We start from the raw sequence: 13,480 nt of genomic DNA, 5'->3' as shown, positions 1-13,480 counted from the left end.
TGGGGGCCGCTTAGCACGCCCCCCGCGCGGCGCAAAGCGATGCAACCAGACCGTGCAACAAGATCATACAGATCGCGTCATGGTGCCCATAATCGCCGCGTCATGCCGGTCGGGCGGCCATCCACACGTTCGCACGCGGGATGGCAGCCCGTTTCATGCGTCACCGCCCCGCCCGTGCGGCGCGTCAAAATCCGGCCGGGGATTGATCGGGATGATGCGATGCGGGTTCACCGTGTCGTGGCTGTAATGGTAATGGCGCACGATATGGTCGAAATTCACCGTCTCTTTGACGCCCGGCCATTGATAAAGCTCGCGCAGGTAGCCCCACAGGTTCGGGAAATCCACGATCCGGTTGCGATTGCACTTGAAATGCAGGTGGTAGACCAGATCGAACCGGATGAGCGTCGTGAAAAGCCGCCAGTCGGCCTCGGTCAGGCGGTCCCCCATCAGATAGCGGTGTTCGGAAAGACGCCCCTCCAGCCAGTCGAGACTGTCGAACAGCGGATAGACGGCTGCGTCATAGGCCTCTTGCGAGGTCGCGAAACCGGATTTGTAGACGCCGTTATTGACGGTGTCGTAGATGCGCGCATTCACCGGCTCGATCGCGTCGCGCAGGTCGGCGGGCCAATAGTCATCGGTATTCCCGGTCACCCCGTCAAAGGCCGAGTTCAGCATACGGATGATTTCGGAGGATTCGTTCGACACGATGGTCTCGCGCGTCCGGTCCCACAGGATCGGGACGGTCACGCGGCCCGATATTTCGGGGTCTGCCTTGAGATAGATGTCGCGCGCAAAGGGCAGCCCGTACAGACGGTCGCCCGTGGTGCCGGGGTAATCTGTGCGAAACTCCCATCCCTCGGACAGCATGTCGGGATGCACGACCGATACGCCGATGTGATCGGTCAGGCCTTTGAGCGCGCGAAAGATCAACGCCCGGTGCGCCCAAGGACAGGCGTACGCGACATAAAGGTGATAGCGCCCCGTCTCGGCCTTGAAACCGCCGTCCCCCGAGGGGCCGGCGCTGCCGTCAGGGGTGATCCAATTGCGAAACCGCGACGTGTCGCGCACGAATGCGCCGCCTGTCGACTCGGTATCGTACCACTTGTCTTCCCAGACGCCGTTTACCAATCGTCCCATGCCTTGATCCTCTGTGTTGCTACCAGCGATCTAGGCGGCGATCGCGGCCGCGGTAATCCCCCGCACCGCGCAGAGACCGTGCGGCCGCGCACAGCCGGGGCGTTCGTACTATAGGTGGGTGCGCAGATACTCGGTCGCGGCGGCGCGGACGCTTTGCAATCCGCTGGCGCGCTCGGCATGGATGATGGCGCGCAATTCCCCCAGATCGACCCCCCGCAAAAGGCTCTTGACCGGCCCGATGGACGCCGGGCGCATTGACAGCGCACGAAAGCCGATCGCGGCAAGGCACGCCGCCTCGATCGGCCGGCCGGCATCCTCGCCGCAGAAGCTGAGGGGCGTGTCCAGCGTGGCACAGCGATAGACGATCCCCTCGAGGAAATTGAGGTAGCTGACATTCAGCGTGTCGTACCGGCGGCGCACGCGCTCGTTCTCGCGGTCGGCGGCAAAGAAGAATTGCTTGAGATCGTTGCCCCCCACCGAGATGAAATCCACCTGCGCGTAGAAATCGTCCGATGCGAAGGCAAGCGCAGGGGTCTCGAGCATCGCGCCCACCTCGATCCGCTCGGGGATCGGGTGCCCCAGAATACGCTCGCGCGCCAGGGCCTTGTCCATTTCGGCACGGGCGGCGGTGAATTCGTCGTGCTGGGCGACGAACGGGAACATCACGGTCAACGGACGTCCCTTCGCGGCGCGGATCAGCGCCTGCAACTGCATGCGCATGACCCCCGGCTTGTCGAGCCCCACGCGCACCGCGCGCCAGCCCATGGCGGGGTTGGGCTCGTCGGTGGGCTTCATGTAGGGCAGCACCTTGTCCGAGCCGATATCGAGGGTGCGGAACACCACGCGCTGCCCCTTGGCGGCGTCCATCACCCGCGCGTAAAGCTCCGACAGCTCGGCCCGTTTGGGCATGTAGTTGCGGATCAGGAACTGCAACTCTGTCCGGAAGAGGCCCACGCCCTCTGCGCCCGAGCTTTCCAGGCTGGGCAGATCGGCCATCAGGCCGGCATTCATCTTGAGCTTGATGCGCGCGCCGCAGCGCGTCACGGCAGGCAGGTCGCGGATCGAGGCGTAGCGTTCCTGCGCCTGCGCCTGCATCGCCATCTTGTCGCGAAACGCGGTGACCACTGTCTCGCTGGGGCGCAGATGGGCGATGCCCTGATCGCCGTCGACAAGCATCAGATCACCGTTGAGCGCCTCGGTCGTGACACGGCCCGCATGGATCACCAGCGGAATGGCGAGCGCGCGGGCGACAATGGCCGCGTGGCTGCCAACCGCGCCCTCTTCCAGCACGATCCCCCGGAGGCTGCGCCCGTAATCCAGCAGCTCCGCAGGGCCGATATTGCGGGCCACGAGGATCGGGTCGGGCGGCATCTCGGCGCCGGTTTCCTGCCCCTGCCCGGTCAGGATGCGCAACAGACGATTGCTGAGGTCGTCGAGATCGTGCAGCCGCTCGCGCAGATACGCATCCCCGACCTGGCCCATGCGGGCACGCGCCGCCGACTGCTCTTTCTCGACCGCGGCCTCGGCCGAAAGCCCGCTGTCGATATTGGCCTCCATCCGGCGCATCCAGCCCTTGGAGTTGGCGAACATGCGGTAGGTCTCGAGCACGTCGAGATGGTCCTTTTCCCCGGCCACCGCCGCATTGAGCATCCGGTCCACACCGACGCGCAAGGTCTCGACCGCGTCGTGCAAACGTTCGAGTTCCTGCGCGGGATCCTCGGCGATCGGATTGGTGACCACCACGCGCGGCTCGTGCAGCCAGACATGCCCCTGCGCGTGGCCTTCCTGTCCGCAGCCGCCGCGAAACATCACGGGCTGGCTGTGCAGCGCGGACATCGCCGCGCCCTCGCCGACAAACGCGCCAAGCTCGGCCATTTCCGCCAGAACCATGGCCACGACCTCGACCGCGTAAACCTCTTCGTCGGAAAAGAGCCGGGCCTGTTTGGACTGCACCACGAGCACGCCCAGCTTTTCCCCAAGCCGCTGGACCAGCACCCCGAGAAAGGACGAATACGCCTCTTCGCCCGTTTCCGCCATGAAGCGAAAGCCGGGCGCGGCGGGGGCGTTGTCGGTGTTGATCACCGCCCCGGTACGCGCGACACGTCCCACCAACCCCTCGCCGAGGCGCATCCGTGTCTGGTGCACGGCCTCGGTCTTGAGCCCCTCGGTCGCGCACAGTTCCAGCGTATCCTCGTCGCGGAACAGGTAGATCGAACAGACCTCGCAATGCATCTCCTCGGCGATCAGCCGGGTGATCTGGTCGAGGCGTGTCTGGCCTCCGGCATCCTCTGCCATGATCGCGCGCAGGCGACCCAGCATCTGGCGGCTGTCGGTCTTGAAGGTGCCGGTCATCCGTGGCGATCTCCCGGGGCCGTTTCAGGGCTGGCCCGGCCATCGCGCGACAGGGCCACGCGCGAGCTCAGGCCGATTTGTCCAGCTCGAAGGCATCATGCAGGGCTTGCACCGCAAGTTCCATGTATTTCCGGTCGATCAGCACGGAAATCTTGATCTCGGAGGTTGCAATGACCTTGATGTTCACACCTTCATCGGACAGCGTCTTGAACATGCGCGCGGCGACACCGGACTGGCTGCGCATGCCGATCCCGACAGCAGAGACCTTGGCCACATCAGTGTCCGCGACAAGGTCACGGTAGTTGATGTCGCCCGCATCCTTTGCCTGCGACAGCGCCTTTTGCGCGCGCGCCACCTGTTCGGTGGGGCACGAAAAGGTCATGTCGGTGCGCCCCTCGTCAGAGATGTTCTGCACGATCATGTCCACGTTCACCCCCGCGTCCGACAGCGGGCCGAAGATGGCGGCGGCGATGCCGGGGCGGTCGGCAACCGAGATCAGGGTCATTTTCGCCTCGTCCCGCGAATAGGCGATACCGTTGACGACGTTCGATTCCATGATTTCCTCCTCGGCGCAGACAAGCGTGCCGGCCTCGTCCGATGGTTCCTCGAAGCTGGACAGCACGCGCAGCTTCACATTGTAGCGCATCGCCAGCTCTACCGACCGGGTCTGCAGCACCTTGGCCCCGAGCGAGGCCAGCTCCAGCATCTCCTCGAACGCGATCCGGTCAAGCTTGCGCGCCTTGGCACTGATCCGGGGATCTGTGGTGTAGACCCCGTCGACATCCGTATAGATATCACAGCGCTCGGCCCCGAAGGCGGCGGCAAAGGCCACCGCGGTGGTGTCGGACCCGCCGCGCCCCAGCGTGGTGATCCGGCCCTCGGGACTGATCCCCTGAAACCCCGCGACCACGGCCACGCGCATGCCTTCGTCGAACTTGGCCGCGATGTTGTCGGGCGGGATCTCCTCGATGCGCGCGGCGGAATGCGAGGAATTGGTCCTCAGCGGCACCTGCCAGCCCTGCCAGCTTCGCGCGGGAATATCCATTTCCTGCAAGGTCAGCGCCATCAGGCCGGCCGTCACGTTCTCGCCCGTGCTGACGACGGCATCATATTCGCGACCGTCGTAAAGTGGCGAAATCTCGCCAACCCAGCCCACAAGCTCGTTGGTCGTGCCCGACATGGCCGAGACGATGACGATCACGTCATACCCCTTGGCCACCTCAACCCCGACACGTTTCGCCACGCGGCGGATTCGGTCGATATTGGCGACCGACGTGCCGCCGAATTTCATCACGAGAACGGGCATGGGGGATGTCCTGAACCTTTGGCCCTCGGGGTGTACGCGTGCGTGCTGCGGCACGCAAGGGGCGCAAAGGCGCGCAAGCCGCGCGATCGCAAGCGCGGGGTTGCGGTCTGCCCCCCGATCAAGCACCGTACGGCGCAATCGCCCCCGCCTGTACCGCGCGGATCAAAAGCGGAAAAGACAATGCGCGTTATCGGAATTTGCCGCTTTTCCTACCCTGCGGAAGGCGGGTTCAAGCGGATGCATGACAGCCTGGCGGCGCGCGAGGCCTATCTTTATGCGCCCGAGCGGATGGAATTGCGTTTTCGGCATTTCGAGTGCCTGACGCTGCCCTCGATCGCGGCACAACAACACGCGGATTTCACCTTTGTCATCGTTGTGGGCGAAAGCCTGCCAGCGCAGTATCGCACACGGCTGCACGATCTGACCGCCCCGGTGCCGCAGATCCGCATCGTCACACAGCCCCCCATGCGCCACCGCACCGCCATGCAACGCGCCATCAAGCAGGAGCTGGGCGAGGACGAGACCGAGTCCATCCAGTTCCGGCTGGACGACGACGACGCGGTGTCGGTCGGCTTTGTCCGCAGCCTGCGCTGGTTCGAGAAGACCACCCGCAGCATGCGCCGCAAATGGCGCAACGTGGCGTTCGAATACAATCGTGGCTACGCAGTGCAGCTTTCCGCGGACGGGATTCTCGCCGAAGAGGTGCAGACACCGTTCTGGGCCTGCGGGCTTGCGGTTCTCTTTCGGCCGGGCGATCCGCGCACGGTGATGAATTACGGCCATCACAAGCTGCACCACGATATGCCTATGATCTCGAATCCGGGGCCGAAGATGTATCTGCGCGCCGTTCACGCCGACAACGACTCGGGCGCGACATACAAGACCCGCGGCTTTCAGCCCCTTGGCGAGGCGGATCGCGGGTTTTTCCGGACTCAGTTCAACGTGGACGAGGACCGAGTGAAAGCTGTCTTCTCTGCGCCTCGCGCGCCCGCCGGCTGACCCGCGCCTCGCGGTAGAGCGTGAAGAGACCCGAGGCCACGACGATCGCGGCGCCGACAAGCGTGACCGTCTGCGGCCAGTCCCCGAACACCAACCAGCCAAGGATCAGCGCCCAGATAAGGCTGGTATAGCGGAAGGGCGCGATGAAGCTGATCTCGCCCACCCGCATCACCATGATCGAGCACAGGTAGCCGCCGATCACCATCACCGCCGCGCCGGTGACAAGGCCAATGGCGCGTCCGTCCAGCGGGGCCCAGTCATCGGTAAGGCTGGCAAGACCAAAGAATATCATGATCGCAAACGACGTGAGCAGCGTCACCAACATCGACGGCACGTCGCGCGACAACCGCCGCGTCGAGAGATCGCGCAGCGTCACAAAGGCCACCGCCGCAAGGCCATAGACCGAATAGACGTTGAACCCTTCGGTGCCCGGCCGCACGATCAGCATCACCCCGATGAAGCCCGCGAGGATGGCCGCCATGCGCTTCCATCCCACCGGCTCGCGGAAGAACAGGGCGGCGGCCAGCGTGATCGTCAGCGGCAGCGCCTGCATGATCGCGCTGATATTGGCGAGCGGCATGTTGAACAACGCCGAGATGAAGAAATAGGCCGAGCCGACCTCGCCCACCATGCGCCAGAAGACCGGCCCCCAGTCCGCGCGCGGCAGGCGCCGGGCAAGCGCGCCCATGCGCCACGCGATCACCGCGACCAGCACGGTGGTCAGCACGCCGCGCAGGAACATCGCCTGGAACAGCGGCACATGCCCCGACAGCCCCTTGATCATCGCGTCGTTGAAGGTGAAGGCCGCCATCGACCCCATCATCAGAAGCGCGCCGGTCAGATTGTCGGAACGGGGCATGGCCTGCCTGCTTTTTGATCATATTTGCCCGCATTAGACGCGGATTACGAGCAGGTGCAAGGGGCGATCAGTCCGCAAGCTCGGCGTGCAACGCCCCGTGCAGGGCCGGATTGGCCGCAAGCACCCCGTCGAGACGCGGATCGGGATTGTTGAACACCAGCCGTCCCGCCCGGCGGTCGGATGTCATCGCTCCGGCTTCCCGCAGGATCAGGTCACCGGCGGCGATATCCCATTCCCAGGACGCGCGCAGGGTCAGCATCGCGTCAAAGCGCCCCTCGGCCACCAGGGCGAGCCGGTAGGCCAGCGAGGGGCGGAAATCGCGCGTCACCAACGGCGCACGCCCGTCGCGCCACCTTTCGGGAGCAAGCGCCGGACGCGACGCCAGCAGCGACGCGCCCCGCGGCTCGGCCCGGTCCGTCACCCGGATCGGCACCTCGTTGAGCGTCGCACCCTGCCCGATCGCCGCAGCATAAAGCTTGTCCAGCATGGGAAGGTAGATGACCGCGGCGGTAACGACCCCCTGCTCGGCCACGGCCAGCGAATGCGCCCAGATGTCGCCCCCGTCGATGAAGGCCCGCGTGCCGTCGATGGGATCGACGATGAACACGCGCTCGAGCCCGAGGCGGGCGGCGCCATCCTCGGTCTCTTCCGACAGCCAGCCATAGTCAGGCCGCGCACCGCGCAGCATTTGGGCCAGCGCCGCATCGACCGCCAGATCGGCCTCTGTGACCGGCCCGGCACCGTCGGGTTTGTCGCGAATCTCGATCGGCGCGCCGATATAGCGGGTGGCGATGCGCCCCGCCTCCTCGGCAGCCTCGATCAGCAGGGGCAGGTCACTCGCCGGCAAGCGTCAGCCCCTCGACCAGAAGCGACGGCACCACGCGGCTGAGATGCGGGCGCCCGTCATTTGCGGGGATGATGCTGCGCAGCATGTCGGGCAGACTGCCGGCGATGGTGCACTCGTTGACAGGATAGGCGATCTCGCCGTTCTCGATCCAGAAGCCCGACGCGCCGCGCGAATAATCCCCGGTGTTCGGGTTGATCGTCGCCCCGATCATCGAGGTCACCAGCAGGCCGGTCCCCATCTCGCGGATCAGGTCGTTGCGGCTGCGCGTGCCTTGCGTCAGGGCCACGTTCCATGTCGCGGGCGATGGCGGGGCGGAGGTGCCGCGCGCGGCATTCGCGGTCGAGCGCATCCCAAGTTTGCGCGCGGTAGCCAGATCAAGCGTCCAGCCTTGCAGCACGCCGTCCTCGACGATGCTGCGCGGGGCCGTCGGCAGCCCTTCGGCGTCGAAGGGGCGCGATCCGGTCGCGCGCGGGCGGTGCGGATCTTCTATCAGCGACAGGTCCTCGGGCAGCACCACCTCGCCCAGCCGGTGCATCAGCCACGACGAGCCCCGCGCCACCGACGCGCCACTGGCCGCCACCAGCAGATGCCCGATCAGCGAGGCCGCGATGCGTTCGTCGAACAGTACGGGATAGGTGCCGGTCCGCGGGCGGCGCGCGTTCAGCCGCGCGGCGGTGCGGTCGCCGGCGATGCGGCCGATTTCGAGTGCGTCGCGCAGATCGGCCGCGAAGACGCGCGAATCCGCGTCGTAATCGCGCTCCATCCCCGTGCCGGTCCCGGCGATCGCCACGCAGCCAAGCCCCGTCTCGGTGCGCGTATAGCCACCCGAAAAGCCGTTGGTCGCGGCGATATGTGCGGTGTTTCGCGAATAAGAGGCCGACGCGGATTGCACCTGGCTGATCCCGTCGACCGCCAGCGCCGCCGCCTCGGCGTCCCGTGCCAGGCGCATCAGGCTGTCGGGCGAGGGTTCGGGGGCCGGGTCGCACAATTCGAGCGCCGCAAGATCCCAGTCCCGCGCGATCTGATCCGGTGCGGCAAGACCGGCACAAGGATCTTCGGGCGCCTCGCGCGCCATCGCCACCGCGCGGGTCGCCAAAGCCGCGATCGTCTCGGGGCGCGTGTCCGAGGCCGAGACATTGGCCTGTCGTCCGCCGATCAACACGCGCAGGCCGATATCGGTGCCCTCTGCGCGTTCGGCCTGTTCGAGTGTCCCGCCCCGCATGTCGACGATAACCGATTCACCCCGGATCGCGATGGCGTCCGCCGTTTGCGCCCCGGCCTTTAGCGCGGCATCGATCAGCGCATGGGAAAGATCGTCAAGCGATTGGGACATGGGCATCTCCGTGTTGCCTGTCGGAGGTAGACCGGCCCACATGACGGTGCAAGGCCGCAGCACAAAAAGACCGCGCATTCCGCATGCGCGGTCCGGCACGTCACGCCTTGATGCGTTATTTTAGGCGCTGCCCGTTGGCGAGGACCCGCCCGTCATCGGTGACCTCTATCGTCGAAAGCAACTCATCCTCCGCGTCACCGGGACGGGCGAAAAGGCCCATCATCATGCGCACGCCATCCGCCTGCTGCTGCGGCACGAGGCCCATGTCAATCAGCCTGTCCAGCAGGGCATTGCCCCCCACAAGGCGCAGGTCAAGCGTGCCCTCGGGCGCGGGCGCCCCGCCGAAACTCTCCAGATCGGTCGCATCGAAGGTAAATGCCCCCGCCCCGCTGAGGCTGGCCCCCGCAACGTCCAGTGTCAGTTCGTTGAGGGTCAGGCTCTCCACCTCGCCGGGGGCGGTATCGCGGTTCTCGAGGCGTTCCACCTCTTCGGGATCGAGCAGGTCAAACGACAACCGGCCCGTCCCGCTCAGATCGACCCGCAGCGTGGCGGGATCACGCGGCAGGCGCGCACCGGGATCAATCATCGACCAGATCTGATCGGACATCGTGAACTCTGCCAGTTCAAGGTCCACACCGTAATCCTGCATCACCTCGCTTTCGACCACCGGCATGGTGACATCAAGCGCCATGCGCGCCATGCTCAGATCGACGGGAAACGGAATGTCGCTGGCGTCGAGCACCACGGTCACATCCTCGCCGGCGCCGCCATACCGCAGCCCGTCAGGCCCCATCGACGTGCCAAGGCGACCGCGCGCAGAGCTTCGCGTGCCCTCGATCACGTTGTCGCCCTCGGCGATGCGATAGGTGGATGTGCCGGTCTCGTACTCGATCCGGCTGTCGAACCGGAACCCGTCGCGCAGGGCGCCGGCGATGTCATCGGACGCAAAGCTGTCCGGGACGGTCGCATCGCTGGTGAATGCTATCTGCGCCATCGTGCCGCTCAAGGCCATCGTGCCGCCATCTTCAGGCTCCGTGACATCCACCTCGTAGGTTACGGGTCCCGCGCGCAACTCTTGCCGCATCGCGTGGGATGTGTCTTGCGGCACGCTCCGGCTGTTGCCGGTCATGTCCTCGAGGCGGATCCGGGCGGCGCGGATGTCGGGTGTTTCGTCGCCGGCCTGCAACGCGGTCAACGCCAGCACCAGCGCATCGGCGCTGAACCTGTACGCCATGTCTTCCGGCGTGCCCGACACGTTCACGTCGAGGTTGTCCTGCGCGATCTCCACGGACGCCGTCACCTGCTGCGCCTCGTCATCGGTTGCCGCGATGGCGATCGGCAGGGTGTCGGGCAGCACCACGGAAACGCTGCCATCGCCGTTCTCGACCAATCGCACCTCTCCAAGCCGCATGGACAGGCTGCCATCGGCGTCGGATGGCACCATCTCCAGGACCAGGCTCCGAATGGTCAGGGTGTCGCCAGACCGGCTTGTGTCGCTGGTGACCGTGTACCCGACATCGTCCAGGTAGCCCGTCCAGCCCTGCCAGACCTGATCCGCGGTCAGATCGGCCAAGGCGGCCGACCCGGTGAACCCGACGGCAAGCGACGTGACGGCCACAAGACGGACATACGACATGCGAGACACCTTTTAGACATGAATGGTAGTATCAATGTCGGCGCTCGCAGGAACGGGGTCAAGAGACGATGTGACTGGAACTCGGGGCGCGGCACGGCTATGCAGATCCTGGGATTACACGGCACGGGGGGCAAGCCATGACACTGCAAGGAAAATGCGTTCTGATCACGGGCGCGAGCAAGGGCATCGGCGCCGCCGCGGCGCGGAAATTCGCCGAGGCGGGCGCGAATGTCGCGCTGGTCGCCCGCAATGGTGACGCGATCGCGGATCTGGCCGGCGAGATCGGCCGCAGCGCGGTCGCCATCCCCTGCGATGTCAGTCGCTACTGGGAGATGGAAGCGGCGGTCGCGGCCTGTCACACCGCCTTCGGCCAGCTTGACGTGCTGATCAACAATGCCGGCGTGATAGAGCCGATCGCCCCGCTGAGCGAGGTCGAGCCGGACATCTGGGGCCATGCCATCGACATCAATCTCAAGGGCGTCTTCAACGGCATGCGCGCCGCCCTGCCCGGCATGATCGCGCGCGGATCGGGGACCATCCTGACGGTCAGTTCCGGCGCCGCGCATAATGCACTGGAAGGCTGGAGCGCGTATTGCAGCTCCAAGGCCGGCGCGGCGATGCTGACCCGCTGCGCCGATCACGAGGCGCGGCCGGCAGGTATCCGCGTGATGGGCCTGTCGCCGGGCACCGTCGCGACGGACATGCAGCGCGAGATCAAGCAAAGCGGCGTCAACCCGGTCAGCGCCCTCGACTGGTCCGATCACATCCCGCCCGACTGGCCCGCGAAAACGCTCGTCTGGATGTGCGGCACGGACGCGGACGAATATATCGGGCACGAAATCTCGCTGCGTGACGAGGCTGTCCGCCACCGCGTGGGGCTGTCGTGATCTCGCTGACGCAAGAGGACGGGCTCTGGCTTGTCACGCTCGATCGGCCCGACAAGGCCAACGCGCTGACCGAAGGCATGCTGACCGAACTGGCCGAGATCGCCGAGGCCGCGGTGCAGGCGCGCGCGCTCATCCTGACCGGCGCGGGCAAGGTCTTCTCCGCCGGGGCCGACCTCGAGGCCGCGCGCGCAGGCCTCGCCAAAAGCCCGGCATGGGAGCGTCTGTCGGGCGCCATTGCCGCCCTGCCGGGGCTGAGCATCGCCGCGCTCAACGGCACGGTGGCGGGCGGTGCCATGGGGATGGTGCTGGCCTGCGATCTGCGCATCGCCGCCGAGGGGGCCAAGGCGTTCTACCCGGTGATGAAGCTCGGGTTCCTGCCGCAACCCAGCGATCCGGGGCGGCTCGCGGCGCTTGTCGGGCCGGCGCGGGCCAAGATGATCCTGATGGCGGGTGCCAAGGCCACCACCGCAGAGGCATATGACTGGGGCCTATTCGACCGCGTCGTGCCCCCGGATATGGTCGTGCCCACGGCCCGCGACCTCGCGGCGGACTGCCTCGCCGCAACGCCCGAGCATGCCCGCGCACTCAAGACCATGTGTCATTCCCCGAAACCTTGACCGCCTCCAGCCACATCCCCCCCGGCGCGCTTGTCATCGGGGCCGGGCCTGCGGGGCTCATGGCGGCGCGGGAATTGGTGCGGGCGGGGCTGCGGGTCACGGTGGCCGAAGCGAAACCGTCGGTGGGCCGCAAGTTCCTGATGGCCGGAAAATCCGGATTGAACCTGACCAAGGTCGAGCCGTTCGAGGATGTCCTGTGCGCCTACGGCACACGCGCCGACGCTCTGCGCCCGATGCTCGAGGCGTTCGGGCCGGACGCGGTGCAAAACTGGGCGCGCGAGCACGGACAGGAGGTGTTCACCGGATCGACCGGGCGCGTCTTTCCCAAGGCCATGAAAGCCTCGCCCCTTCTGCGCAACGTCCTGAACGAATTGAGGGGCTTGGGCGTCACGATCCAGACCCGCTGGCGCTGGACCGACTGGCATGAGGGTGCGGTTTTCGACACGCCCAAAGGGCCGCACACCGTCGCGTCGGACGTCACCGTGCTGGCCTGCGGCGGGGCAAGCTGGGCGCGGCTGGGGTCGGACGGGGCCTGGACGGCGCATGTCGCGCCAGAGGCGGTTGCGCCGTTCAAACCGGCCAATCTGGGGTTCGACGTGCACTGGTCCGTGCATATGGCGCGGCACTTCGGTCAGGCGGTCAAGGACGTGGAATTGCAGGCTGGAAACCTGCGGTCACGCGGAGAATTCATCATATCTTCCAACGGCTTGGAAGGCGGCGGGATCTACGAGGTCAGCGCGGCGTTGCGAGAGGGCGCCGCTTTAACCGTTGACCTGTCGCCGCATATGGATCGCGACCGGATCGCGGAGCGATTGGCGCGGGCGAAACGAGGCGACAGCCTGCCGAACAAGCTGCGCAAGGCGTTGCGGCTGGACCCGGTCAAGCGCGCGCTGGTCATGGAGTTCGGACGCGAGGCGACGGATTTGCCGAGCGTCATCAAGTGCTTACCCATCCCCCTGACCGGCCCGCGCCCGATGGATGAGGCGATCTCGACGGGGGGTGGGCTGCGATTCGAGGCGCTGGATGCGGGGCTGATGTTGCGGGACCGTCCGGGGGTGTTCGCGGCCGGCGAGATGCTGGACTGGGAGGCGCCGACGGGCGGCTACCTGCTAACCGCCTGTTTTGCAACGGGTTTCTGGGCCGGGCGGAGTGCGGCCCGCTACGCCCTGACGCAAGACACCCCGCCGCCGCCCTGACCAACACCCACGGTGTACGGGCTGTACGTTTCGTACGCGGGTTGTGTACGCAGTTTTGGTGGCTTGGGCCGTGCCGCGCGGTCGGCGGGCCGCGGACTGGCGATGAACGGTCATTATGCGGCGCTTTATTTCCCCCAAATCCGAGAAAGATCGGAGCGGGGCACCGCCGGATGTAACCTCAGTCGCCAGCGCCGGATACCGCGCGCCACACTACTCGCACCAAAGACCAGAGACCTTCTTTGGTTGCCGCCCGTGATGCAAGAACCTTCTGACATTATTGGCGTGTGATCGAGTGCGGTCTTCTTTCAGGC

At 66.2% G+C, this 13,480-nt stretch carries 11 protein-coding genes; 4 read left to right on the top strand and 7 right to left on the bottom strand.

What is annotated here, in order from left to right:
* Positions 1 to 153: 153 nt before the first annotated feature.
* The 3 genes from ACROSR_RS16300 to ACROSR_RS16290 all read right to left on the bottom strand — a co-directional run bounded on the left by ACROSR_RS16300 (position 154) and on the right by ACROSR_RS16290 (position 4,795).
* Positions 154 to 1,137, bottom strand: a complete 984-nt coding sequence (locus tag ACROSR_RS16300; protein WP_432686932.1) for a glutathione S-transferase family protein — start codon at positions 1,135 to 1,137, stop codon at positions 154 to 156.
* Between the two features lie 108 nt (positions 1,138 to 1,245).
* Positions 1,246 to 3,489 carry a phosphoenolpyruvate--protein phosphotransferase gene (gene ptsP / locus ACROSR_RS16295; RefSeq protein WP_432686930.1) on the bottom strand — a complete coding sequence of 748 codons (2,244 nt, stop codon included), beginning with the start codon at positions 3,487 to 3,489 and terminating at the stop codon, positions 1,246 to 1,248.
* A gap of 67 nt (positions 3,490 to 3,556) precedes the next feature.
* Positions 3,557 to 4,795: an aspartate kinase gene (locus ACROSR_RS16290; protein ID WP_432686928.1), complete on the bottom strand. Its 1,239-nt coding sequence runs from the start codon at positions 4,793 to 4,795 to the stop codon at positions 3,557 to 3,559.
* A 180-nt stretch (positions 4,796 to 4,975) separates the two neighbouring features.
* On the opposite strand from ACROSR_RS16290, the gene ACROSR_RS16285 reads away from it, so the two are divergent.
* Positions 4,976 to 5,794 (top strand): glycosyltransferase, encoded by an 819-nt coding sequence (locus ACROSR_RS16285; RefSeq protein WP_432686927.1) that lies wholly within the window; start codon positions 4,976 to 4,978, stop codon positions 5,792 to 5,794.
* Here the strand turns inward: ACROSR_RS16285 and ACROSR_RS16280 are convergent.
* The 4 genes from ACROSR_RS16280 to ACROSR_RS16265 all read right to left on the bottom strand — a co-directional run bounded on the left by ACROSR_RS16280 (position 5,733) and on the right by ACROSR_RS16265 (position 10,469).
* Positions 5,733 to 6,653 carry a DMT family transporter gene (locus ACROSR_RS16280; RefSeq protein ID WP_432686925.1) on the bottom strand — a complete coding sequence of 307 codons (921 nt, stop codon included), beginning with the start codon at positions 6,651 to 6,653 and terminating at the stop codon, positions 5,733 to 5,735. The two genes, ACROSR_RS16285 and ACROSR_RS16280, sit on opposite strands and share 62 nt — an antisense overlap.
* A gap of 67 nt (positions 6,654 to 6,720) precedes the next feature.
* Positions 6,721 to 7,500: an inositol monophosphatase family protein gene (locus ACROSR_RS16275; RefSeq protein WP_432686923.1), complete on the bottom strand. Its 780-nt coding sequence runs from the start codon at positions 7,498 to 7,500 to the stop codon at positions 6,721 to 6,723.
* A complete protein-coding gene (locus tag ACROSR_RS16270) occupies positions 7,487 to 8,833 on the bottom strand; it encodes a TldD/PmbA family protein (RefSeq protein ID WP_432686921.1) in 1,347 nt (448 codons plus the stop codon). Before ACROSR_RS16270 ends, ACROSR_RS16275 begins: the two co-directional genes overlap by 14 nt.
* Positions 8,834 to 8,948: 115 nt before the next feature.
* Positions 8,949 to 10,469, bottom strand: a complete 1,521-nt coding sequence (locus ACROSR_RS16265) for a DUF2125 domain-containing protein (RefSeq protein WP_432686919.1) — start codon at positions 10,467 to 10,469, stop codon at positions 8,949 to 8,951.
* A gap of 137 nt (positions 10,470 to 10,606) precedes the next feature.
* On the opposite strand from ACROSR_RS16265, the gene ACROSR_RS16260 reads away from it, so the two are divergent.
* From ACROSR_RS16260 to ACROSR_RS16250, 3 genes are read left to right on the top strand one after another with little or no spacing between them, the layout of a single operon-like run.
* Positions 10,607 to 11,356, top strand: a complete 750-nt coding sequence (locus tag ACROSR_RS16260; protein WP_432686917.1) for an SDR family oxidoreductase — start codon at positions 10,607 to 10,609, stop codon at positions 11,354 to 11,356.
* Positions 11,353 to 11,973 (top strand): enoyl-CoA hydratase/isomerase family protein, encoded by a 621-nt coding sequence (locus tag ACROSR_RS16255; RefSeq protein WP_432686915.1) that lies wholly within the window; start codon positions 11,353 to 11,355, stop codon positions 11,971 to 11,973. The genes ACROSR_RS16260 and ACROSR_RS16255 overlap by 4 nt, the downstream gene beginning before the upstream one ends.
* A complete protein-coding gene (locus tag ACROSR_RS16250; RefSeq protein ID WP_432686913.1) occupies positions 11,970 to 13,169 on the top strand; it encodes a TIGR03862 family flavoprotein in 1,200 nt (399 codons plus the stop codon). The genes ACROSR_RS16255 and ACROSR_RS16250 overlap by 4 nt, the downstream gene beginning before the upstream one ends.
* Positions 13,170 to 13,480: the final 311 nt, after the last annotated feature.

Origin of the sequence: Roseovarius tibetensis (genome assembly GCF_050896375.1) — a bacterium.
GTDB classification, from domain to species: domain Bacteria; phylum Pseudomonadota; class Alphaproteobacteria; order Rhodobacterales; family Rhodobacteraceae; genus Roseovarius; species Roseovarius tibetensis.
This window is presented reverse-complemented; position numbering and strand designations above follow the sequence as displayed.

Coding starts and splice junctions, on each gene's coding strand:
- ACROSR_RS16290 (WP_432686928.1), bottom strand. CDS start 4,795: ATGCCCGTTCTCGTGATGAAATTCGGCGGCACGTCGGTCGCCAATATC.
- ACROSR_RS16265 (WP_432686919.1), bottom strand. CDS start 10,469: ATGTCGTATGTCCGTCTTGTGGCCGTCACGTCGCTTGCCGTCGGGTTC.
- ACROSR_RS16260 (WP_432686917.1), top strand. CDS start 10,607: ATGACACTGCAAGGAAAATGCGTTCTGATCACGGGCGCGAGCAAGGGC.
- ACROSR_RS16285 (WP_432686927.1), top strand. CDS start 4,976: ATGCGCGTTATCGGAATTTGCCGCTTTTCCTACCCTGCGGAAGGCGGG.
- ACROSR_RS16300 (WP_432686932.1), bottom strand. CDS start 1,137: ATGGGACGATTGGTAAACGGCGTCTGGGAAGACAAGTGGTACGATACC.
- ACROSR_RS16280 (WP_432686925.1), bottom strand. CDS start 6,653: ATGCCCCGTTCCGACAATCTGACCGGCGCGCTTCTGATGATGGGGTCG.
- ACROSR_RS16270 (WP_432686921.1), bottom strand. CDS start 8,833: ATGTCCCAATCGCTTGACGATCTTTCCCATGCGCTGATCGATGCCGCG.
- ptsP (WP_432686930.1), bottom strand. CDS start 3,489: ATGACCGGCACCTTCAAGACCGACAGCCGCCAGATGCTGGGTCGCCTG.